18 protein-coding genes are annotated in these 23,832 nt (G+C 62.0%); 9 read left to right on the top strand and 9 right to left on the bottom strand.

Translation table 11 applies throughout. The features are described 5' to 3' along the window. Window positions 1–134: 134 nt before the first annotated feature. Entirely contained in the window at window positions 135–1,208 is a 1,074-nt protein-coding gene (locus tag HSR122_RS12390) for a 2-hydroxyacid dehydrogenase (RefSeq protein ID WP_229110116.1), read from the top strand. A gap of 95 nt (window positions 1,209–1,303) precedes the next feature. Here the strand turns inward: HSR122_RS12390 and HSR122_RS12385 are convergent, their stop codons facing one another. From HSR122_RS12385 to HSR122_RS12375, 3 genes are all read right to left on the bottom strand, one after another. After that, window positions 1,304–3,241: an archaea-specific SMC-related protein gene (locus HSR122_RS12385; RefSeq protein WP_229110115.1), complete on the bottom strand. Its 1,938-nt coding sequence runs from the start codon at window positions 3,239–3,241 to the stop codon at window positions 1,304–1,306. Window positions 3,242–3,292: 51 nt separating this feature from the next. Then, window positions 3,293–3,907, bottom strand: coding sequence for a rod-determining factor RdfA (gene rdfA / locus HSR122_RS12380; RefSeq protein ID WP_229110114.1), 615 nt, complete (start codon window positions 3,905–3,907; stop codon window positions 3,293–3,295). A gap of 188 nt (window positions 3,908–4,095) precedes the next feature. Then, entirely contained in the window at window positions 4,096–5,043 is a 948-nt protein-coding gene (locus tag HSR122_RS12375; RefSeq protein ID WP_229110113.1) for an NAD-dependent epimerase/dehydratase family protein, read from the bottom strand. A gap of 356 nt (window positions 5,044–5,399) precedes the next feature. Between HSR122_RS12375 and galT the strand changes: the two genes are divergently transcribed. Together galT and HSR122_RS12365 are read left to right on the top strand one after the other, a co-directional pair. Continuing rightward, the gene (gene galT, locus HSR122_RS12370) at window positions 5,400–6,386 is read left to right on the top strand and encodes a galactose-1-phosphate uridylyltransferase (protein ID WP_229110112.1); all 987 of its coding nucleotides are present in this window, start codon (window positions 5,400–5,402) and stop codon (window positions 6,384–6,386) included. A 122-nt stretch (window positions 6,387–6,508) separates the two neighbouring features. Continuing rightward, a complete protein-coding gene (locus HSR122_RS12365; protein ID WP_229110111.1) occupies window positions 6,509–7,588 on the top strand; it encodes a galactokinase in 1,080 nt (359 codons plus the stop codon). A 77-nt stretch (window positions 7,589–7,665) separates the two neighbouring features. Here HSR122_RS12365 and HSR122_RS12360 read toward each other — a convergent pair whose 3' ends face one another. From HSR122_RS12360 to HSR122_RS12340, 5 genes are all read right to left on the bottom strand, one after another. Beyond that, the gene (locus HSR122_RS12360) at window positions 7,666–9,672 is read right to left on the bottom strand and encodes a beta-galactosidase (protein ID WP_229110110.1); all 2,007 of its coding nucleotides are present in this window, start codon (window positions 9,670–9,672) and stop codon (window positions 7,666–7,668) included. Between the two features lie 68 nt (window positions 9,673–9,740). After that, a complete protein-coding gene (locus HSR122_RS12355) occupies window positions 9,741–10,637 on the bottom strand; it encodes a carbohydrate ABC transporter permease (protein WP_229110109.1) in 897 nt (298 codons plus the stop codon). A 1-nt stretch (window position 10,638) separates the two neighbouring features. Beyond that, window positions 10,639–11,553: a carbohydrate ABC transporter permease gene (locus HSR122_RS12350; protein WP_229110108.1), complete on the bottom strand. Its 915-nt coding sequence runs from the start codon at window positions 11,551–11,553 to the stop codon at window positions 10,639–10,641. Window positions 11,554–11,562: 9 nt separating this feature from the next. Continuing rightward, a complete protein-coding gene (locus HSR122_RS12345; protein WP_229110107.1) occupies window positions 11,563–12,870 on the bottom strand; it encodes an ABC transporter substrate-binding protein in 1,308 nt (435 codons plus the stop codon). 129 nt (window positions 12,871–12,999) lie between these two features. Next, complete coding sequence (locus HSR122_RS12340) at window positions 13,000–14,181, bottom strand: ABC transporter ATP-binding protein (protein WP_229110106.1); 1,182 nt, start codon at window positions 14,179–14,181, stop codon at window positions 13,000–13,002. Window positions 14,182–14,288: 107 nt separating this feature from the next. On the opposite strand from HSR122_RS12340, the gene HSR122_RS12335 reads away from it, so the two are divergent. The 4 genes from HSR122_RS12335 (at window position 14,289) to HSR122_RS12320 (ending at window position 19,373) form a co-directional block, all read left to right on the top strand. Further along, window positions 14,289–15,470, top strand: coding sequence for a glycoside hydrolase family 27 protein (locus HSR122_RS12335; protein WP_229110105.1), 1,182 nt, complete (start codon window positions 14,289–14,291; stop codon window positions 15,468–15,470). 72 nt (window positions 15,471–15,542) lie between these two features. Then, window positions 15,543–16,892 carry an alpha-galactosidase gene (melA, locus tag HSR122_RS12330; RefSeq protein WP_229110104.1) on the top strand — a complete coding sequence of 450 codons (1,350 nt, stop codon included), beginning with the start codon at window positions 15,543–15,545 and terminating at the stop codon, window positions 16,890–16,892. A 282-nt stretch (window positions 16,893–17,174) separates the two neighbouring features. Then, window positions 17,175–17,960 carry an IclR family transcriptional regulator gene (locus HSR122_RS12325; protein WP_229110103.1) on the top strand — a complete coding sequence of 262 codons (786 nt, stop codon included), beginning with the start codon at window positions 17,175–17,177 and terminating at the stop codon, window positions 17,958–17,960. Window positions 17,961–18,035: 75 nt separating this feature from the next. Next, entirely contained in the window at window positions 18,036–19,373 is a 1,338-nt protein-coding gene (locus tag HSR122_RS12320; protein ID WP_229110102.1) for a sulfatase-like hydrolase/transferase, read from the top strand. A 122-nt stretch (window positions 19,374–19,495) separates the two neighbouring features. On the opposite strand, the gene HSR122_RS12315 is transcribed toward HSR122_RS12320, so the two are convergent. After that, complete coding sequence (locus tag HSR122_RS12315; RefSeq protein WP_229110101.1) at window positions 19,496–20,248, bottom strand: IclR family transcriptional regulator; 753 nt, start codon at window positions 20,246–20,248, stop codon at window positions 19,496–19,498. A gap of 598 nt (window positions 20,249–20,846) precedes the next feature. Here HSR122_RS12315 and HSR122_RS12310 point away from each other — a divergent pair. Then, window positions 20,847–22,589 (top strand): HAMP domain-containing protein, encoded by a 1,743-nt coding sequence (locus HSR122_RS12310; RefSeq protein WP_229110100.1) that lies wholly within the window; start codon window positions 20,847–20,849, stop codon window positions 22,587–22,589. 44 nt (window positions 22,590–22,633) lie between these two features. Continuing rightward, window positions 22,634–23,794, top strand: a complete 1,161-nt coding sequence (locus HSR122_RS12305) for an ABC transporter ATP-binding protein (protein ID WP_229110099.1) — start codon at window positions 22,634–22,636, stop codon at window positions 23,792–23,794. The last annotated feature ends 38 nt before the right edge of the window (window positions 23,795–23,832 follow it).

Genomic DNA, 23,832 nt, shown 5'->3' with positions numbered 1-23,832 from the left:
CAGAACCGTTGGATTCTTCTGGTCCAAAGAATTATATTGATGCGGCACAATTTGTCCGCTGAACTGTGTAGTCAAAATCAGGATCAACGGGTGCAAACACTCGGTAGATCTGGAACCCACAGTGGTTGATAACAATGAACGTATTCGTAGCAGCAAACCTTTCGGAGGATGGCATCGAGCGGCTCGAATCACTCGGCCTCAATGTCGAGTACGATCCGATCGAAGAACGCGATGGTCGAATGCCCACCGAGACGCTGAAGGAGCGGCTAGCGGACGTCGAGATTTTCGTCTCCGGTTTCGAGGGAGTCCCGGCAGAAGTCATGGACGCGGCTCCCGATCTCGAGGTGATCGCCTGCCCGCGCGGCGGCCCGGAAGCGAGCGTCGACATCGGGGCTGCGACTGAACGGGGGATTCCGGTGCTGTACGCCCCCGGACGGAACGCGGAGACGGTCGCTGACCACACGCTGGGGCTGTTACTTAGTGTCACCCGGAATATCTCCCTCGCTCATCACCGACTTCGCGAGGGGACTTACACCGGGAGTCCCTCGGCAGACGCGGCCGAAGGGGGCGAACGAGAAGACGTGACCTGGGGAATCGGCAGGGATTCACCGTACGTCACGCTACGTGGCCCTGAACTGGGGACGCGGACGCTCGGCATCGTCGGATTCGGTCGGATCGGCCGTCGCGTCGCAAAGCGTGCAAAAGACGGGTTCAACATGAACGTTATCGCCTACGATCCCTTTGTCGATCACGTCGAAATGGAGCCGTTCGGCGTTGAGAAGGTGACTGATCTGCAGGATCTGTGTCGGCAGAGTGACGTCGTCAGCCTGCACGCAGACGTGAACCCGACATCACGCGATCTCGTTGGCTCAGAGGAATTCGAGGCGATGCCGGACCACGCCTTCTTTATCAATACAGCTCGCGCGGCGATCATCCAGGAAGGCACGCTCGTCGAAGCGCTCCAGAACGATGAGATCCGGGGGGCAGCGATGGATGTCTATCATCAGGAACCGATCGCCGAAGACGACCCGCTACTCGGGATGGACAACGTCGTCACGACGCCGCATATCGCTTCTGCGTCCCAGGACGTGATCGACCGTCACTCCGAACTCATCGTCCAGGACATCGAGGCGCTCCTATCCGGCGAGGATCCGATGCACGTCAAGAACCCAGAGACGCTTGACGACGTGGATCTATCGACGATATAGCGGTCCAGCTGCATAGCGTTGCCTACGAGGCGTGGACACCCCCGGCAGCGTCGCCGTCGGAGCGATATGATTATCCCCGGTCGAACCAGTCCGGATCAAATCGACGTGATACGGGCATACTTGTCATCGAGCGCCTGCGCGTCCTCGGGCAACAGCGCAACGAGCAGATAATCGGGGAAGTCACTGAAGTGATCGACGAGATCAGCGATCCGTTCTGAATCTATGGCTTCCAGCGAGTCCAGTAGCATGAACGGCACCTCCTCGTAGACATCGTGGACGAGGTAGCCGGCCAACGCGAACACCAGTCCCGTGACTTCTCGCTCGGATTCGCTAAGGTGGTCGACCGTATCTTCGTAGGTCACGCCGGAGGAGGTCGATCGGACGACGTGCAGTTCGAAGAACGTCTTGATCGCTTTGCGCCGTCCCTCTCGGACCTCTCGCTGGACGCGCTCGAGCCAGATCCGCTCGAGGTTGTCGTAATCGAGGGTGTCGAGAATTGCGCCCATGTGACTGTTGAACGCCTCGATTGCCTCCTCCTCTATCGTTTCGACTCGCGTCCGAAGATCAGTCAGTTCCTCCGAGATGCGATCACGTTCTTCTTCCAACTGTGACTGCTCGTCCAGTCGTGATTCGATGGTATCGATCTCACTCTCGACATCCTCGAGATCAGTTTCCAGACGGCCGAGTTTGTATTCGAGTTCGTTTGCTTCCTGGTGGAGTTCGAGCACGTCCCCGAACTGGTCAGAGTCAGACGACTCGACCTCGTTCTCCAGCGCTTTGACCGCCGATTCGAGTTCCGAACGACGGTCTTTGAGCTGTTCGACGCGTTCCTCTCGCTGCGCGAGTTCGTCTTCAGTTTCCGTGAGTCGCTGCTGGTACTCCTCACGGCGTGCTCGTTGCTCCTCGAGCGCGTCCCTATCGGCTTTCAGATCGTCGAGTTCGTCACTGATCTCCTGTTTCGCGTCGAGTTTTGCCTGCCGGAGATCTCTGAGATCATCGAGTGTCCCCTCGATCTGTTCGCGGGGGACATCCGAACCACAGGTCCAGCAGACGACATCGTCGCCCAGCAGTTCGTCAGTCGTATGGCCGCTGTCGTCTGTCATTGCCTCGTACACGTCAGTTCGCTCGCCTTCGAGCATCTCTTCGTTGAATCGGACCGTACTCTGCAGGGAGTTGATCTCGCTGTCAAGCCGTCGCCGTCGCTCGCGAAGCCGGTCGATCTCGGATTCGAGCCGTTCGATGTCTTCTTTGGGCGCTTCCGGAAGCGCGTCTAGCTCTGTCCGGAGCGTTTCACGGTCCTGCTTGAGCGTTTCGATGCTCTCGCGCTCGGTCTCAAGATCGTAGCGGACGTCTTCGAGATCGGCTCGCGTCTGGCGCAACTCGTCGAGTTTCGCTTCGAGCTGTTGCTGTTCCTGGCGCTGGGCTTGGACGTCAGCATCGGCAGCGTCGATCTCTGCCTCCTTGTCGGCCAGTGCCGTCCGCGTCGCTTCTATCTCCGCTCTGAGCTGTTCCCGTTCGGACTCCAACTCGGGGAGGGACTGCTTGCGCTGTTCGATCGCTTCGATCTCTTCGTCGATCTCATCTTTTTCGGATTCGAGTCGCGATATCTCGGATCTGATCTCCTCGAGATCGACTGGCCGCATGATGAGGTCCCGCAGATTCTGCCCGGTCGTGACCGCACGTCGCGCCTCGTTCGATTCAAGCAGAAAGGCAAATAGGTCGGCCAGCTCAGGATCATCGAGATAGGGCTCGCCGTCGAACGTAACTGTCTCGTTCCGGCGGGCCAATCGACGGCGATACGTCGAATCACCGATCGTCAGCGTCACTTCCGCTTGCTCGGCATCACCTTTCATCGAGACATCCTGACTGCCTGTCACGGCCATAATCGCCTGCAGGAAAGACGTCCGATTGGTCGCGTTCCGCCCAGCGAGGACGTTCACCCTCGGATGCAAATCGACTGTCGTCTCGTCGATCCCCCCGATATTTCTGACCGACACTGTCGCTTCATCTGTAATTTGCGTTGTCTTAGTCATAATAAGTGTACAGAACTGGGAAGATATATATTTTTTGCCCAGAAGAACGGATCACTCATTGCCGCGCTCGATAAGATCGAAGACGTCGAACTGTTCGCCGGTGTCGGTGTAGATGACCTGAATATCCACGACAACGTCCACGTCTCCCTCCGGGGCCAGCTCTGCCCGCTGAAGCCCTTCGATGGCGTCCTGGGTGACCGCCGCCGATCGATCCTGAAGTTTCTGAATGCGTTCGAGTGCCGATTCACGACGTTGTTGGGGTGTCGGTTCTGGTTGTTCGACATCGCGGTACTCACGGAGATACGTATAGATCGTCTGGTGAGAGACGAAATCCCCGGTCACCGACTCGACGTCGATCCCGTTCCGCTCGAGTCGGCGCTGGGTTCGCGTCCGGACGCCGCCGCTCACGTCATCGTCAGTCAACTGTTCGTAGAGCCGGTCGACGTCGACGTCGAGAACACTCATGTCACTCCGTTCGATGGCCGCTTCGAGGACCGATCGATTGAAGTAATCAGCCAGTTCGCGCAGACTCATGCCGTCCTCGCCCGTCGCCAGCCACCGTTGTTCCAGTTCGTTTCCGACACCGTCGAGGTCGTACGCTTCGATTACCCGTGCGACTTTGCTCCGCGATCTGCCGCCGTCCGCTCTGGGTTCGTGGCCGACCATACGTGACCATCACTCGTCCGAGAAATATACCAGTTGCCGTCGGACATCTAGTTACCAACTGACAAACGGCTGTACAGCCGTGCATGGTGATTCGCTTTCGATCCACGCATCAAAGTATGAACGACGGGCTGAACGTATCCGCCGACGATCAGTTCATATGCTATAAACACCTTGCGTGTGCGACGGTGTCAACTCAAGTGCGGTTCGTTCTCGGGGGTTTCGAGCAGGTCGCGCACGCCCTGGCGGATAGTTTCGTCGCTGGAGCGGGTGGGTTGCCAGCCCAGCGCGGCCAGTTTCTCGATCGAGAGGCGCATCTTTGGTACGTCGCCCTCCCAGCCGCGGTCGCCGCCCGTGTACTCGTAGTCGGGATCGACGCCCAGTTCGTCGCTGACGATGTCGGCGATCCGGGTGACCGACGTCGTCGTGCGCGTCCCCAGGTTGTAGGTGTTCATCGCCTCGTCGGCGTGTTCGACGACGTGGCACATCGCGTCGATACAGTCGTCGATGTACATGTAGGATTTCTCCTGGCGGCCGTCGCCCAGGATCGTCAGCGAGTCGGGATCCTCCTGGAGTTTGTAGACGAAATCCGGCACGACGCCCGCGCCGTAGCGGGGCCCGACGATGTTGGCGAACCGGAAGTTCCAGACCGTGAACCCGCGCGTGTGCGCGTACACTGAGAGCAAGCCCTCTTCAGCGAGTTTCGCCGCGCCGTACTCGCTGATCGGCTCCAGGGGCGCGTAATCCTCGGGCGTCGGCCGCGGGGCCTCCCCGTAGACCGTCGACGAAGAGGTGAACAGGACGTTCTTGACGCCGACCTCCGCCATGCGCTCCAGCAAGTTGTAGGTCATCGCCTCGTTGGACTCGAACTGTTCGCGCGGGCGCTCGGCGTTGACGTACTTGTCCGCGGCCAGGTGAAACACCGCGTCCAGATCACCCGTCACGACCTCCGCAACGACCTCGGGATCGGTCAGGTCGCCCTCGACGAACTCGGCCTCCTCGGGGACGGACTCGCGGATCCCGTTCGAGAGGTCGTCGACGACGATCACCTCGTTGTCCGCGACCAGACGCTCGGCCAGCGGCGCACCGATCAATCCAGCACCGCCTGTGATCAGAATACGGCTATCGGTGAGTTGCATACGCGTACTACGTCGTAAATGAACGTTAAATAGCTGCCGATGAGGCTCACGTGACGGCCGACAATACCGGTCTTCGGCCGGCATCTGCCGTCTGTCGTGGTCACGCAGACGTTCGTATTTTATGAATATTTGCGCCGTGTTCTCTGTCGTGTAACGATACGCGTTCTCGAACGGACGGCAGTCGGAATCAGTCCCGTATCCCCTGGATTTTTCACCCATGGAATCGAAGGGTTCGGGATGATAGACCATGCGTAAGCGCAAGCACGTCAATCACAACGACAAGTACGTCGTATTCTTCGAGTTCGACGAATCGGACGCGTTGACGCCAGTCGACGACGGGAAAGCGGAGGGCGACGATGACTGAGCGCAGGTGGGATCCGACGCTCCAGGAGTGGGTCATCACGGCGACTCATCGCCAGGAGCGGACGTTCAAGCCGCCGGCGGACTACTGTCCGTTCTGTCCAACCGAGGAGGACGCGGAGTACCCGACGGCGATTCCCGAGCCGGACTACGACATGGCCGTCGTCGAGAACGGCTTCCCGTCGCTACAGCCTGACCCGCCCGAACCCGCTGTCGAAGGGTCCGATCTCCTCCCTGCCGAGCCTGCTAACGGCCAGTGTGAGGTCGTCCTGTTCACCCCCGAGCACGACGGCACGATGTCCCAGGAGCCGGTCTCACGGTTCGTCAAGCTCGTCAAACTCTGGCGCGATCGCTACGAGACCCTCGGCCAAAAGGACGATCATGAATACGTCTACGTTTTCGAGAACCGCGGCGAAGACGTCGGCGTCACGCTGCACCACCCCCACGGTCAGATCTACGCCTATCCGTTCGTTCCGCCGAAGATCCAGACGGAGCTCCAATCGAGTCAGGACCACCTCGAGGAACACGGACGTTGTCTGTTCTGTGACTTGGTCGACGCCGAGCGCGAGGACGGCCGGCGGATCGTCGCCGACAACGACGCCTTTACTGCAGTCGTGCCGTACTTCGCCCGGTGGGCGTACGAAGTCCACGTCTACGCGAACGACCACCTTCCGTCGCTCGCGGCGTTCGACTCCGACCACGAACAACAGCTTGGTCAGCTGCTCAAGGATGTCCAGCTCGCCTACGACGGGCTATTCGACGTCGAGATGCCCTACGTGATGGCCATGCACCAGCAACCCACGACCGGGACCGGCGAGGACTACGCCCACTTCCACATGGAGTTCTATCCGCCCAAGCGCACCGAGGACAAGCTCAAGCACCTCGCCGGGAGCGAACTCGGTGCCGGCACCTATATCAACAACAAACTCGCCGAGGAGTCGGCCGCCGAACTCCGCGAGAGTCTCGACGCCGCGCGAGAGTGACGGCACCGGCGGCCAGCTATCCGTCCGGCGCGTCACCACTGCGGCCAGCCGTCTTCGCTCCCCGTCGGCACCCGATTGTTTTACAACGGTGGACTTCGATTGTCCGGGTGGACGATCGTACAATGAGCGACGAATACAGCTATCGCGTGCGTTCGCCGGGTCGCGTGAATCTGATCGGGGAACACACCGATTACACGGGCGGCTACGTCCTCCCGATGGCGACAGACCTTCACACGCAACTGGAGGCAGCGCCGGACGACGACGTGACCGTATACTCGGCGGCGTTCGAGGAGCAACGGACGTTTTCGACGACTGATCGCGAGCGTGAGGGCGACTGGACCGACTACGTCAAGGGCTGCTACGCAGTCCTCGAAGCGGAAGGGCATCGACCCGGCGGCTTCCGGGGCGAGTTGTCCGGAGATTTGCCGCTGGGATCCGGTCTGAGTTCCTCGGCGAGTCTCGAACTCGCGGTCATGGCCTTTCTGAACGAGGCGTACGACCTCGGACTGTCCCGCGAGCGACTGGCCGAACTGAGTCAGCGCGTCGAGAACGACTTCGTGGGCGTCTCCTGTGGTATCATGGATCAGTTCGCCGTCGCGCTGGGCGAGGCAAATCACGCCCTGTATCTCGACACCGGCACTCTGGCGTACGAGACGGTCCCGTTCCCGGAAGACATCCAGGTCGTCGTCTTTCACACCGGCGTCGAGCGCGAGCTGGTCGACTCGGCATATAACCAGCGCCGCGAGACCGTCGAAGCGGCGATGGAGACGCTGGGCGTCGACTCCTCGGTCGAACTCGAGGCCAACGATCTCGACGGGCTCACCCCGAGTCAACGCCAGCGACTGGGCTACGTCGTCCGAGAGAACGACCGTGTCGAGCGGGCCGTCACGACCCTCAAGCGTGGGGATGTCGAGGCCTTCGGGGACGTACTCGTGAAAGCCCATCACGACATCGCCGAGAACTACGAGGCCAGCTGTCCGGAACTGGATTACGTCGTCGAGACCGCTGTCAAGCGAGGTGCCTACGGCGCACGGCTGACCGGCGCCGGCTGGGGCGGCGCGGCGATCGCCCTCGTCGACACCTCCGAAGCAGAGCCGTTCGCACAGTCGCTGCGAGAGGCGTACGAGCAGCGCTTCCCCGAGCACGACCCGGCCGTCCACCTGATCGCGCCCTCCGAGGGCGTCTCTGTCTCCAGAACGTGACGCTCCCCATCGTCTTCGCTGTTCTCTCGTATCGCGGTCCGCTGTTCTCCCGTGTCACGGTCCGCTGTTCTCCCGTGTCACGGTTCGCTGTTCTCCCGTGTCACGGTCACGTCTCCGAGCGTGCCTTCGAGGACGCCGACGTCGTAGGCCCCGACCCGCTCGTGGCCGACAATCCAGGCAGCGCCGCCCGGGACGTCGACCGACACCGGGGCGTCCGTGAAGTTCGTCACCCAGACGTGGCCGTCCCGCTCGGCGATTCGCACGCCGTCGGGGAGCGGTGCGTGAGTCGTGACGCCGGCCCGCTCGAGGAGGTCGCCGACGAGCGCGTCGGCCAGTTCCCGGCCGGGCCAGACGCCGCAGTACGTGACCCGTCCCCGTCCGCGCTCGGCGTCGACGACGGCCGCTTGCCCGTCAGCCGGGCCGCTGCGATGTCGCCCCTGGACTGTCGCGTCGTCGGCGTCGAGCCACTCGGCCCAGGTGCGGTACTCGTACTCGTCGCCGCCGTAGCCGACCCGCGTCGGCACCTGCTCCGGGAGGCTCTCGTGCTGGGCGACGGTCGCACCGACGAGGCCGGCGAGCGGCCCTGGTTGAAGGGCGTCCGGCAGCTTGTTGTACGGGTCCTTCTCGCCGCTCCGGGCACCGATCAGGAGCTGTCCACCGTCTTCGACGTACGCTTCCAGCCGGGTCGCCAGCGCGTCGTCGAGGAGATACAGCGTCGGCGCGACGACGGCCGCGTACCCATCGAGGTCGCGCTCCGGCGGCACGACGTCCACCTGCACGCCGCGGCGGCGAAGCGCCCGGTAGTAGGTGCCCGCGTGCGTCCAGTAGTCGAACTCCGGCGCGTGCGGCTGTATGTTCGTGGCCCAGAGGTTCTCGTAGCTGTGGAGCAACGCGACCGGCGCGTCGACGGGACCGAGATCGAACAGCTCCTCGGCAGCCGTGCTCGCATCCGCGTAGCCGCGGTCGGGCGAGCCGTCCTGCTTGCGCAGGCCCGCGTGATACTGCTCCTGGCCCTGCCGACAGCGTCGCCACCGGAAGTAGAGCACGGCGTCGCCGCCGTGGGCGACCGCGTGATGCGCCCACAGCCGCATCGCGCCGTCGGCGGGCTGGGGTGCGTGTGGCGGCCAGTTGACGTCGCCCGGTTGCTGTTCCATCACCCAGAACGGCTGTTCCAGCGCGCCGCGGTAGATGTCGTGGTTGAGTCCGACCTGATCCGGGTCGCCCGCCCGCAGCTCCTCGACGGTCGCCTCGGCTTCGCGGCGGTCCTGGACGAACCCCGTCGGATAGGAGTCCCACGAGACGAGATCCAGGTCCCCGGCCACGTCGTAGGCGTCGAGCGTCGAGAAGTGTCCCATGAAGTTGTGCGTCACCAGCCAGTCGTCGTTGATCTCCCGGAGGATCTCAGTCTGGAGGCGGTTGTACTCGACGACGCTGTCGCTGGCGAACCGGTAGTACGCGAGCAGCCTCGAGGGGTGGTGTTCGGCCGGCGTCGGGCCCGGCGGCTCGACCGCCTCGAAGTCGGGGTACTGCTGGCTCCAGAAGGTCGTCCCCCAGGCCTCGTTGAGCGCGTCGACGTCGCCGTGGCGGTCTGCGAGCCACTCGCTGAACGCGTTCGAGCAGTCCGCACAGTAACACCGGACGGTCTCGTGACAGCCGTACTCGTTGTCGGTCTGCCAGCCCGCGACGTGCGGGTTGTCGGCGTAGCGTTCGGCCATCCGCGTGACGATCCGCTCGGTCTCCTCGCGGTAGGCCGGGGAGTTGAAGCAGTAGTGGCGACGGCTGCCGAACTCCCGGACGGTTCCGTCGGGGTCCTCCTGCAGAATTTCGGGGCGCTCGTCGACGAGCCACTTCGGCGGCGTCGCGGTCGGGGTACAGAGGATGACTTCCATCCCGTGGTCGCCGATCAACTCGATCGCCTCGTCGAGCCACTCGAAGTCGAACTGTCCGCGCTCGGGTTCGATCCGTCCCCAGGAGAATTCGGCCATGCGGACGTACTCCAGCCCCGCCTCGGCCATCTGTTCGATGTCTCGCTCCCAGCGCTGGCGCGGCCAGTGCTCGGGGAAATAGCAGACTCCGACTGTCATGTCACAGTTGACATAGGCCAACCGCTAAAGCGTTTTGTCGGCGCGAAAGAAAGACGAAAGGGGTGCAGTCAGTTCCCCTTCATGCCGCCGCTGGCGAGTCCTTCGACGACCCACCGCTGGGCGACCGCGAACAGCAGGATGACCGGCGCCATCGTGATCACCGCGGCGGTGATCAACAGGTTCCACGCGACAGCGTTCTGTGACTGGAACAGCTGCAGGCCGAACGGCAGCGTCCGGGTCCCCGCCGTCTGCGAGAGGACGGACACCAGCAGGTAGTCGTTCCAGGAGAGGATGAACGTGTAGAAGCCGGCGACGGCGATGCCCGGCATCGCGAGCGGGATGATGACCCGTCGCAGGACGCTCAGATGAGAACAGCCGTCCATCTTCGCCGCCTCGTCCAGCGACTCGGGGATGTCGTCGATATATCCCTTCAGCAGCCACGTGCCCAGCGGGATGCCGATCACGGAGTGGGCGATGACGATCCCGATAAGCGAGTCGACGAGGTTCAGCGAGAACATCAGGATATAAAACGGTATCAGGATGAGCACGATGGGGAGCATCTGTGTCGAGAGGAACGCGTACAGCAGGCCGCCACGTCCCGGGTAGTCGAACCGGCTCATCGAGTATCCCGCCAGAATTCCCACGGTCAACACCAGCAGCGTCGTCGACGTGGCGACGATCAGCGAGTTGTAGAAGTACGTCCGGAAGTCGCCCCGCGAGAGGACAGTCTCGTAGTTTGCGAGCGTGAGATCGCCCAGCGCTGGGACCAGTTCCGGAGAGAACAGGAAGCTCTGACGGGTGAACGACGCCAACACCATGTAGACGACCGGCAACAGCAGGAACGCGAAGTACAGCCCCAACACGAGGTACACGCCGATCGCACGGCGAGGGGACATGTCTTCGTCTAACCACGCGTCGATCCGCTGGGAGAGATTGCGATCTTCGGAATCTGTGTTGGTTGCCATGTCAGTCGACCTCCTCCAGTTTGACGTAGACGACGGTGAACGTGAGCATGAGGATCAACATCACGACGCCGATGCTGGCGCCGTACCCGAGCGCGTACTGCTCGAAGGCCTGCTTGTAGACGTAGGTTGCAAGCACCTCGGTGTTCCCCAGTGGTCCGCCGCCCGTCGAGAGGTAGACGATGTCGAAGTTCTTGAACGTGAATGTGACGTGCAGCACGATCATGATCATCGACACGTAGGAGATCTGGGGCAGCGTGACGTGCCGGAACCGCTCGAGCGGACCGGCCCCGTCCAGCCGTGCCGCCTCGTACTGCTCTTTCGGGATGGAGTTCATCGCGGCCAGCAGCGAGATCGCGTAGAACGGGACGTTCCGCCAGACGTGCATGACCACGATCAGCGGGAACGCCACGCCCGGTTCGCCGAACCAGTAGGTCGTGCGCATCCCGAGGCTGTCGAGGATGATGTTGACCGGGCCGAACCCGTTCTGGACCATGAACCGGAAGATGATGACCATCACGATGATCGGCATTACCCACGTCACCATCGACAGGCTCCGGAATATTCCGGCACCGGGAACCTTCTCTTTCAGCGCCAGTGCCAGTCCGAGCCCCAGGAGGTACTGAAACGAGACGGCCAGCGCGGTCAGCAGGACCGTATGCCACAGGGCGGCCTTGAATATCGGATCGGCCGCGAGCGCACGGAAGTGCTGCAGGCCGACGAACTCCATCTGCTCTGGATTCAACAGCGACACCTCGAAAAACGCCAGATAGAGCCCACGGAGCGTGGGATAGCCGATGACAACAGCGAGGAGGAGTGTCGCCGGGATCACGAACGCGTAGCCGATCCACGTGTCCGTGAGAAACGACGAGAACTCCTCTTTGTATCGGCTGAATTGCGATTCTGTCTGCGTTGCCATGTGAGGTGGTTATATCTCGCTTTCGAGGTCCTGCAGCGCTTCGTGGAACTGTTCGCCGGCGTCGTACGGGTCGGTCTCGCCGTAGGAGACCTCCTGCATGTAGGTGTAGAACTCCTCGCGGACCGGCCCCCAGGTCGCCTTCGCGAGGGCGCGGCCAGTCGTGAAGATGTCGGTGAGCGGCTGCCAGTTCTCGTTTTCGATCGTCGACTCGACGTTGTCGTGAACTGGTGTCATCGCCTTCCCCGACCCTTCGGGATCCTGCGCCATGCCTTCGCTGAGCGTCTCCGGGTGCGTATAGGCCTCGACGGCTGTCTTCCCCTTCTCGATCTGATCGGAGTGGGTGTTGACCATGACCGGCTTGACCTCGAGGAACGTCCCCTTCGAGGCCCCATCGGCGCGCGGCGGGTGGGCGATCTGGGTCTTGTTGTTGAGGATATCCTCGGCAGTGTCGCTACTTTGGATGTTTTCTCCTGTCGTCCAGTTACGCATCCAGGTCCCGCTTTCGATGAACGCGTAGTTCCCGTTGATGTAGCCGGGGTCGTTGGTCTGCCAGCCCGTACCGAGATCGTCCGGATCGCCGACCGGGTTGTCGGCCGCGTAGATCTGGTAGTACCAGTTGTCGAAGACCTGCCCCAGCGCGTCGGCCTCGATGTTGAGCTGCCAGCTGTCTCCATCCGGGACGTACAGTTGGTCGGTATGCTGGTAGATGTGGGTCATCCACTCCTGGAAGGCCCGGACGCTCCCGTCTTTCGTGCAGTTGTGAAAGCCGATCAAGTCGTCGTACTCGTCGTTGATCATCCGGCCTATTTCGTGGAACGCCTCGGCCGACTCCGGGACGTCTTGACCGAGTTCGTCGAGGATGTCCTGCCGGACGAAAAACGCTCTCGCGTTGCCCTCGTAGGGGAGTGCGTACAGCGTGTCCTGGTATGTCATCGCCTCGATGGTGCTGTCGACGTACCCGTCGAAGTGATCGAGTGATTCGGCGAGGTCGTCGAGCGGTTCGACGTGTCCCGCGGCGATGTACTCCGAGAGGTGGCTCAGCGACCCCTCGATCGCGTCGGGGTCACCAGTACTCGCACCTGTGAGGAACTTTTGCCGGAGGTCCTCGTACGAATACCGGCTGATCTTGATTTCCTCGCCGGCCAGTTCCTCGTACTTCGACTCGAACTTGTTCCGCCAGACCGGTTCTGCGCCTTCGGTGTTCGGGAACCCGTACTCCCACATGAGGGCCTGCCCACCATTGCCGTTGCCGTTACCGCCGAGTGCATTACAGCCTGCGAGACCGGCTGCCGCTCCGACGCCGAGTCCCTTCAGCATCGACCGTCGACTCAAGCCACTCGTACCTGACTCGTTCATGATTTAATACCCATTACGCCCATTATGATGGGTAGTATTTATATCTTTCCCAGACGTTCCCGGGGCTGTAGAGAGAAACATTGACACATCTCACTCCATACCGGCTTCCACGCTATCGGGGCTCTGGAAGCCGGGTAACGATTCGACGGCCTCGTCGTCCGGCCGGGAGCGGTTCCGGAGCGCCTCGCCCGTCTGCCCGTCGAAAACGTGGATGCGGTCCTGCGGGAACCGGATTGTCAGCGTCCGTCCTGTCTCGATCACGAGGTCGCCCTCGAGCGTCGCGGTGTACTGCCGGTCGCCGATCTCGAGGTAGACGTAGGTCACCTCCCCGAGCGGTTCGGTGACTTCGACCGTCGTCGTCACGGCGTTTGGTTCGTCGGCGGTCGCCAGTTCGAGGTCTTCCGGTCGGATGCCGAGCGTGAACCGCTCGCCGTGGCCCTCGATGTCCGCGTAGACGTCCTCGTCGAGGTCGTACCTGAAGCCCTCGTGGACGAGCGCGGGACGGTCACCTGTCGTGTCCAGTTCGACGTCGAAGAAGTTCATGCTCGGCGAGCCGATGAAGCCGGCGACGAACTCGTTTTCGGGCTCGTGGTAGCATTCCAGCGGCGTCCCGATCTGCTGGAGTTCCCCGTCGTTGAGCACGGCGATCCGATCGCTCATCGTCATCGCCTCGGTCTGGTCGTGAGTCACGTACAGCGTCGTCACTCCGAGGTCCTGCTGGAGCTCCTGCAGCTCGGTCCGCATCTGGGTGCGCAGCTTCGCGTCGAGGTTCGAGAGCGGCTCGTCCATCAGGAACACCTCGGGTTCGCGAACGATCGCCCGTCCAAGCGCGACTCGCTGCTGTTGGCCGCCGGAAAGCTCGTCCGGCTTCTTGTCGAGCAGTTCCGAGATCCCCAGCATCGCTGCCGTCTCTTCGACCCGTGACCTGATCTCGTCTTCCGGGAGATCGGTCGCCATCTTCAGTCCGAACTCCATGTTCTCCCGGGAGGACATGTGAGGGTACAGCGCGTAGCTCTGGAACACCATCGCCATGTCCCGCTCTTTCGGCTTTTGATCGGTCACGGCCGTCCCGTCGAGGACGATGTCGCCGTCCGTCGGCGACTCCAGTCCCGCGACGCAGCGCAGCGTCGTCGACTTCCCGCAGCCCGAGGGGCCGACGAGAACGATCAACTCCCCGTCCTCGACCTCGATGCCGAGGTCGTCGACGGCCACGATATCACCGCCGTCGTCGTGGAATACCTTCGTGAGGTCTCTGATCTCGAGTTCTCCCATGCATGGGTACTCTTGATACGCCCACTTATGTCTTTATTATTTTCTGTTTACACTAATCGGTGTGTGCGGTAGATAGATATTTATGTTTTGACCGTACAGATGATCGCATGTTCGCGACAGGCGACACTGAACTAGCCGCGACGCCGCCGATGGGCTGGAATTCCTGGAACGCGTTCAGCTGTGACGTGACCGAGGGGGACATCCGAACTGCGGCGGACCAGCTCGTCGAGACCGGACTCCGGGACGCCGGCTACGAGTATCTCGTGGTCGACGACTGCTGGATGGCCGACGGGGTAGACGACGAGGGTCGACTCCAGCCCCACCCGGACGACTTCCCGAGCGGTATCGAGTCGCTGGCCGAATACGTCCACGGGAAGGGGCTCAAGTTCGGCATCTACTCCTCGGCGGGGACGCGGACCTGTCAGGGGCTCCCGGCGAGCCTCGGACGCGAGCGCCTGCACGCCAGGCAGTTCGCCGACTGGGGGGTCGACTACCTGAAGTACGACAACTGCGGCGACCACGGGAGCAACGACGCGATCGCGCGCTACAGCGCGATGGGGAACGCGCTCGCAGAAGTCGATCGCGACATCGTCTACAGCATCTGCGAGTGGGGGCGGAACGAACCGTGGCGCTGGGGCCGCAACGCCGGCGGCCACCTCTGGCGGGCGACCCACGACATCGTCGCGAAGTGGACGACCGACGAGCAGGAGTTCGGCCTCGGGATCGTCGACATCATCGATCAGATGCACGAGCGCGGAATGGACCCGCATCAGGGTCCCGGCGGATGGAACGATCCCGACATGCTCCAGATCGGGAACGGCCCGGACTCGGGCCAGTCGAAGCTCGAAGACGTGGACGTCGACCGTGCGCTGACGCCCGCCGAGGAGCGAACGCACTTCAGCTTCTGGTGTCTGTTCGGCGCGCCGCTGATGGCCGGCAACGACCTCGCGGCGATGGACGACTGGACCCGCGAACTGCTGACCAACGAGGACGCCATCGCGATCGACCAGGACCCGCTGGGGGTCCAGGGGACTCGCGACGGCGTACTCGAGGAGACGGAGGTCTGGAGCAAGCGACTGGCCGGCGAGGAGTGTGCAGTGATCCTGTTCAACCGCGGCGAGTCGACCACGGACATCGAGACGACTGTCGAGACGGTCGACATGCCGGTCGACGCGGCGACCTACACCGTGCGAGACGTCTGGAACGACGAGGTCCGGGAGACTGACGGGCAGTTGCACGCGACGGTCGACCCGCACGACGTCGCGATGTTCCGAGTCATTCCCGAATAACTGCACCCTTTGCACTCCGAGATCGGTGAAAATTAGACAAGATTTATTATCCTTCAATCGCGAGTGCTTCGCATGCCGACGATCACGTTTATCGGAGCCGGCAGTATGGTGTTCGCCACGAACCTGATCGGGGACATTCTCTCCTACGAGGAACTGTCCGACAGCGAGATCAGGCTGATGGACGTCGACGAGCACCGGCTCGAACAGACTCACGCGGTCGCGGACGCAATGGTCGACAACGAGGGTCTCGACGCTACCGTCGAGGCGACGACCGACCGCCGGGCGGCGCTTGACGGAGCGGATTACGTCCTTAACATGATCAACGTCGGCGGGACGGAGCCGTTCGAGAACGAGATCCGCATCCCCGAAAAATACGGGATCGAGCAGGCCATCGGCGACACGACGGGTCCGGGCGGCGTATTCCGCGGATTGCGGACGATCCCGACGATGCTCGACATCGCTCGCGACATGGAGGACGTCTGCCCCGACGCCTTGCTTTTGAACTACACGAACCCGATGGCGATCGTCTGCAAGGCCGTCGACGAGGCGACCGACATCGAAGTCGTCGGGCTGTGCCATTCGGTTCCACACACGGCCGAAGCGATCGCCGAGTACGTCGACGTGCCCGAGGACGAACTCGACTACTGGGTCGCGGGTATCAACCACATGGCGTTTTTCCTCGAAGCGAAACACGACGGCGAGTCCATCTATCCGGACCTCCGGGAAGCCTATCACGACGAGGAGACCTACCGCAAGGACACGGTCCGCTTCGAGATGCTGCGTCACTTCGGGCTGTTCCCGACCGAGTCCAGCCACCACATGAGCGAGTACGTCCCGTACTTTCGCACCGACGAGGACGCCATCGAGGAGTTGACCGGCACCGACTACGCCGAGCGGATGCCGACGGCGACGTACCTCGAGGGCTGGACGGAGCGGTCCGAGGAACGCGACAGTCCAGAACTCGACGTGGATCTCGAGGAGGTTGGCGTCGAACGCTCCGAGGAGTACGCGGCGCGACTGATCCATTCGCTGGAGACCGACACGCCGCGGCGGTTCAACCTCAACGTGCCCAACCACGAGAACTCGATCGCGAACCTGCCGAACGACGCGTGCGTCGAGGTGCCGGTATTCGCCGATGGAGCAGGGATCCACCCGTGCTCAGTCGGCGAGCTGCCACCCGAAATCGCGACGCTCGATCAGCAGCACACGGCCGTCTACGAGCTCGCCGTCGAGGGTGCCCTAGAGGGTGACCGATCGAAGGTCCACAGGGCGGTCAAGCTCGATCCGCTCTCGGCGGCGGCCTGCACGCTCGAGGAACTCCACGAGATGACCGAGGAGTTGATCGAAGCCAACGAGGCGTATCTCCCCGAGCTGACGTTCCCGGAAGACGAGCAGGTTGCGATTCCGGCGGCGGACGACTGATCGAGGACCGACTGATACGGTCGGTTGTAACGATTTACCGGTACGATCGCATAACGGATGCGATCGATCTGGAACAGACTTACAACCGACCGTATGAGGGATGCCACTATCCGGTACGTCTCTACCGACGTTCGTATTGCATGAACGGAATTCGAGTAATGGTCGCTGTTGAGGGTCCAGGCCCCGGCAGAAATCCCGTTTGTCGACCACGACGTGCGAACAGCCGTCACGGAAGTTCATATGGTATGAACAATTATGTTCCCGGGGCCACACAGACGAGATATGGACACCTCGAGCATCCCGGAGGCGTCGACGTTCGACCGACAGACGGCAAAGACGACCGTGACGACGTTTCGGATCGTCGAGGCGCTCAAGCGACAGTCGCGGGCCCGCGTGAGCGAGCTCGCCGACGAACTCGACCTGGCGAAAGGGACCGTTCACAAGCACCTGTCGACACTCCGGAAAGTCAACTATGTCGTTCAGGAAGACGAGCAGTACCGACTGAGTCTCCGTTTCATGGGGCTCGGAACGACTGTCCGATCGAATCTGGAGATCTACCAGGTGGCGTATCGCTCGGTCGAGAAGCTCGCGGAGGCGACGGGAGAAGTCGCGAGCATCATGATCCCCGAGAACGGGTACGGCGTGTACGTCCTCAGAGTGAGCGCGGAAGGCCGTCCGGACATCGATATCAGGGAAGGGGAAAGCGTGCCACTGACAGCGACTGCCGGAGGCAAAGCGATACTCTCCTACATGTCCGACGAAGAGCGCGGTCGGATCATCGAGCGCCACGGGCTGCCCGAGTTGACCCAAAACACGATCACTGATCCCGAGGAACTCAGCGACGAACTCCGGCGGGTGCGAAACAAGCGTCAGGCGATCGATCGGGGCGAATACCGGGCCGACCAGCGATGTGTGGCCGCTCCGATCACTGACTTCGAGGGTAACCCCCTGGGTGCGGTCATCGTTTCGGGTCCGTCGGACCGGATGAGCGAGAAACTCGTCGACGCCGACTTTCCGAGCCTCGTCGGCAGCACGGCCGACTCGATACAGACCCGACTCGGCCGGTAGCCGAGGATAGCGGTCGAGCCACGGGTGGCGACCGTCCGGGACTACATACAAGTCCGTCCACACACAGGTGTAGGTATGAACGCAGCCGGAACCCCACCGAACGTCGTCGTAGTGTTGACCGACCAGCAACGGTGGGACACGCTCGGGGCGTACGAGAATCCGATGGGGCTGACCCCGACGCTCGATCGCCTCGCGCGCGAGGGAACGGTCATCGAGCAAGCGATCTCTCCGCAACCGCTGTGTGGCCCCTTCCGGGCAGCCTTCCAGACGGGTAAATATGCGACCGAGACGGGCGTCTGGCAGAGTGCGATCCCACTCGCGGAGGACGAACAGACGCTCGCACACCTGTTCTCGTCTGCGGGCTACGACGTCGGTTACGTCGGGAACTGGCACCTCGCGAGTACGTTCGACGACGCCGTGCCGCCGGCACAGCGCGGCGGCTATGACGACTTCTGGATCGCAGCCGACGTCCCCGAGTTCACCACGCAGCCTCACGAGGGAGAACTGTTCGACGCGGACGGTCGTCCGGTGTCGTTCGACGACTACCGGGTCGACGCGTTTACCGAGTTCGCGATCGACGGTATCGAATCGCTGTCGGAGCCGTTCTTCCTCGTGGTCGGATACGTTGAACCACACGACCAGAACGACATGTGGACGTTCGTGGCCCCCGATGGGTACGCCGATCGTCACGCCAAAAACCCGTACGTTCCCGACGATCTCGTCGATCGCCCCGGCGAGTGGCACCAGGAACTGCCGGACTACTACGGCATCGTCGAACGGATCGACGAACGGATCGCGGACCTGCTCGACGCCCTCTCCGCAAAGGGTGTGCGCGACCGGACGCTACTCGCCTACACGTCGGATCACGGCTGTCACTTCCGGACGCGACCCGGCGAACACAAGCGAACGCCACACGAATCCGCGGTCCGGGTTCCGCTCGTCCTCTCCGGACCGGGATTCGACAACGGTCGCAACGTCCAGAGCGTCCGCAGCCTCGTAGATCTCCCGTCGACGCTACTCGACGTTGCCGGCATCGACGTTCCAGACGCGATGCGGGGCGACAGTCTCCTCCCGATCGTGCACGGCGACGCCCCCGATGCCGACGGCGAGGCGTTCATTCAGGTCAGCGAATCGCAGGTCGGTCGGGCGCTTCGAACCGATCGCTGGAAGTACGCCGTTGCCGCGCCCGCGATGACCGGCTGGCGCGGCGGGAGCGCCGAACAGTCGAGTGACGTCTACGTCGAACGCTACCTCTACGATCTCTGGAAGGATCCAGGCGAGACAGTCAACCTCGCCGGTCGACCGGAGTTCCGAGGCGTCGCAAACGACCTCCGCGAACGACTCCTCACGTATATTTCCGATATCGAAGGTGAACAGCCGACGATCAAGCAGCTCGATCGTGGCTTTCCCTGACAGGGGATTGGCGCGAATGAATTACAGTTGTATGTGCGTAAACCAAGGTCGTGACGCGAACTGTTCGAGGCGCTGGCGACGAACCAGACTCATGACAGAGTGGGTCCCGTGACTCTCGAGACCTACGTGGTCAACGCGTTTTCGATCGACTTCGATGCGCTGACGAGCAAGCTGGCGTCGGCATCGAGCTCGTCGTTTCCCGATTCCTGACCACTGTAGCTGACTCCCACAGCGCCTTGTGGATGCCCGGACTTATCGAGAATCGGTGCTGCGAGACACTCGACGTCTGCCCGGTACTCTCCATCGTCGCGAGCGAGCTGTTGCTCTCGAACGGTTTCGAGCGCGCTTTCGATCACCCTCGGGTCCGTGAGTGTCGCATCGGTATACGTGTCGAGTTCACCTTCGAGGACAGCGTTTCGCTCCTCGTCCGGCAGGAACGCGAGGATCGCCTTCCCGCTAGCCGTCGCGTAGAGAGGCAGTGACTCGCCTTCCCGGAACGGCTGTGTCGCTGCGGGCGTCGGGCGTCGCACGTACGTGGCGATCGCCCGCTTGCTCTCGTACAGGACGAGTGTTGTAACGTGGCCGACCGACGCGGCCAGATCGTTGACGACCGATTCGACGCTGTCCGGCACCACTCGCTCCGGCACGGTCGCACCGAGCGACCACAGACCGAGACTGAGTCGGTACGTTCCGTCGCGTTCGACCAGGTAACCGAGGTCCGCAAGCGTATGCACGTGCTTGTAGATCCCGCCCTTCGAACGATCGAGGTACCGTGCTAGTTCGCTGATGCCGGCCCCGTCCAGTTCGGCGATCGCTTCGAGAACCGCAACACTCGTTTGGGTTGCCTTGATCTGCTTACCGTTTGACCGGGCCATGGACTGAGTGAACGCTCCGCTGGCACAAATATCGTTCGCTCTGTGTGAACAGATGTCCTCTCCCCGGTCGCACCTGTCGATCAGGCACCGCTCGTCAGTGTCTCTCTTGCCGTTTCGCGGGGTTGTCATATGGCCGCCGACAGCACGGAGCACAATGCGTGCGGTCGTATCGGTAATACAACGGTCACTATGAGGCCGTGGAGAGTCGCCACGGACTATACGGTATCGACGCACGCTCGTTTACTGTTAGCGAACGATTGTGCGGCGGAACGAGGGGTAGCTACTGCCGACTGCAACAAGGGCAGGTGATCGACGGTTTGAGGCGTGATACTACGACTGACCGATTGGGTCGTCTTGCCTGCCGTTCTCTAATAGTGAACGGCCGGTTCCCAGTGTTGTCCCGCGTGACGCACTCTCGTTCTCAGCCAGAACATATACCACCCCGTACGACCATGAACAATGTACGAATAAAACAATGAGCGGTCCAGGCACCGGGAAAAATCAGGCGGAGTCCGGGAGCACGTCGATACTGAGTCGGATCGTTCCCGACGTGGTTCGTCGACGGTACACCCTGAAATTCGCCCTCGTCGTGGCGATAATGGGCGTCACTATTGGGGTCCTGGGAGCAACAGCAACCGGTGTGGTCTCACAGCAGGTCGAACAGAACGTCGAGGAGGAGTACCGGAATCTGGCGTCGCAACAGGCAAACACCTTAGAAACCTGGATCGAGCGCAACTCGATTTCGGTCACGCTCGCCTCGAAGAACGACGCGCTCAGCAATACCGAGCCGGGCGCTCGATTCGACATCCGGAGCGAGCTGGCGACGACAGACGGGAACGTGTACGGCGTGAACGCGATCTATCTGTTGAACGTGTCAGATTCGGGCACTCGGGTCGTCGCGAGCCCGCAGCTCATTGCCGACAGGCAACTCAACCAGACGCGACGGGCCTGGGTCGGGGAGGCGCCGTTCGACGCCATCGACGTGATGGACGTCCACGTCACGACCGTTCACCGGATCGGCGACATGCCCGTCGTCGCGTTTGTGAGTCCCGTGACCGGGCATCCGGACCGGTATCTCGTGATGGAGTACTCTATCACAGATCTCACGATGTCGTTGGACACCGATACCGAAGATCGAGTCACGATGGTCGTCAACGATGAGGGGACAATTCAGGCGACTAACGATGGCGATCGGATACCCGGTCGCGATCAATATGGGAACGGAACTGCGATGCGTCCCGTCCGTCTCGCATCCGAACTGGACGGGACTGACCAGAAAGCCGGCGTGATCCCCAATATGGCGCCGGACGAGACGATCCTGAACGAGGAGTACACCGTGGGCTATGCACCCGCCAAGGTCTCGAACGTGAATCTGAACTGGACTGTGCTCGTTCACGAACCGCGCTCGAACGTCTTCGGTTTTATGCTAGCTATTTCGCGCTGGGGAAAAATCGCGACGGTTGGCGGGATTTTGTTGGTCGGTCTGTTTGGAACGGCCATCGGATACAATACGACTCGCGATATCAACCGGCTCCGTCACTGGGCACACAGGATGCGCGAGGGCGACCTCGAGACCACGAAGAGGACAACCCGGATCGATGCAATCGGTGAGCTGTACGATGGGTTCGAGGACATGCGTCGCTCGCTCCGGCAGCAAATCAGGGAAGTCGAGCGCGCGCGCAAGGAGGCCGAGGTTTCCCGCGCCGAAGCGATGCGGATGAACGAGTATCTCCAGCAGAAGGCCGAAGAGTACTCACGAACCATGCGTCGCTGTGCGGACGGCGACCTGACTCAGCGCCTGGAGCCCGACGGTGAGAGCGATTCGATGGATCGGATCGCGACCTCGTTCAACGAAATGCTTGCGGAACTAGAGCGCGCGACCGGCCAACTCAAGCGATTCGCGATCGAAGTGGAAAACACTGGGGAGCTCCTCCAGACGAGTTCGGATAGCGTCCGGGTCGCAAGCGGTCACGTTGCCGATTCTGTCCAGCGGATCGCCGACGACGCCGACGAACAGAAAGAGCAACTGCAGGAGATCTCCCGCGAGATCGACGACCTCGCCGCGGCCTACGAGACGCTCGCTGAACACGGCGACGATGACGTCCAGGAACACGGCGAGCGTCTGGACGAAATCGCAGCTCGTATCAGCGAAATCGCGACGCTCAGCGAGGAGACGCTCGCCGAATCCGGGATCGTCGCCGGTGCCGCCGAGGAGCAGGCCGCCGAACTCACGGAAATATCCGATCGCGCTCGTGATCTGACCCAGTACGCTCGCCCCCTCCGAGACGCGCTTGACGAGTTTGAGACGGAGACTGACACCGATCTGTATGCAGACGACTGACTATTTGGGCAAATTATTTGTACCAGAATAACGCACAATCGATCATGGCAAGTGTCACGCTCGACGGAGTGACCAAGGTGTTTCAGGACGAGAGTGGTGATATCGTCGCGGTCGACGACCTGAATCTCGAGATCAGAGACGGCGAGTTCCTGGTACTCGTCGGCCCGTCCGGCTGTGGAAAGTCGACGACACTCCGGATGGTCGCGGGACTCGAAACGCCGACGGAGGGGACGATCCACCTAGGGAACCGACCGATCACGAATCTCACGCCACAGGAGCGCGACATCGCGATGGTGTTCCAGTCGTACGCGCTCTACCCTCACATGACGGTGCGCGGGAACATGTCGTTCGGTCTTGAAGAGTCGACCGATCTCTCCGACGCCGAGATACGCGAACAAGTTGAAGATGCCGCCGAGTTGCTCGACATCGACAACCTGCTCGACCGGCAGCCGGGCGAGCTGTCGGGCGGTCAGCAACAGCGCGTCGCGCTGGGACGGGCGATCGTTCGCGAACCCGAGGCGTTCCTGCTCGACGAACCCCTGGCCAATCTCGACGCCAAGCTTCGGGCGGAGATGCGGACCGAACTCCAGCAGCTCCAGGAGAACCTCGGGACGACGACGATCTATGTGACCCACGATCAGACCGAGGCGATGACGATGTCCGACCGAATTGCGGTCCTCAACGACGGGGAACTCCAGCAGGTCGGGACGCCGCTGGAGTGTTATCACCGACCGAACAACCAGTTCGTCGCCGGCTTCATCGGCGAACCGTCGATGAACTTCCTCCCGGTCACGCTGGAAGACGGAACGCTCGTCGGCGAGCACTTCGAATACTCGCTCAGCGAGGACGTGCGTGCCGATCTAGATGGTCACTCGGAGTTGATTTTCGGTATCAGACCGGAAGACATAGACATCGTCGACAGTCCGACCGGAGCACACGAGTTCCCGGCGACCGTCGGCGTCGTCGAACCGCAGGGCGACGAGAACACCGTCCACCTCGCGTTCGAGGGCCAGGACCGGACCGAATCAGAACTGACTGCGACGATCGGCGGCATGCGTTCGGCCGAGGAAGGCGCGTCCGTGGGTATCGAACTCCCCGAGAACGCTATCCACGTGTTCGATGCCGAGACCGGAAACGCGCTGCACAACCGCAGTCTCCAGGACGTCGAAAGCGATCAACCGCTCCGCGGCGCTGAGCCGGCCTGATAGTGGCCGTTGTAACGATTTCCCGCATCGACCGCCCG

The sequence above is a fragment of the Halapricum desulfuricans genome, assembly GCF_017094525.1.
GTDB lineage: Archaea > Halobacteriota > Halobacteria > Halobacteriales > Haloarculaceae > Halapricum > Halapricum desulfuricans.
The sequence above is the reverse complement of the archived record's forward strand: the minus strand, read 5'-3'. Positions and strand labels throughout refer to the sequence as shown.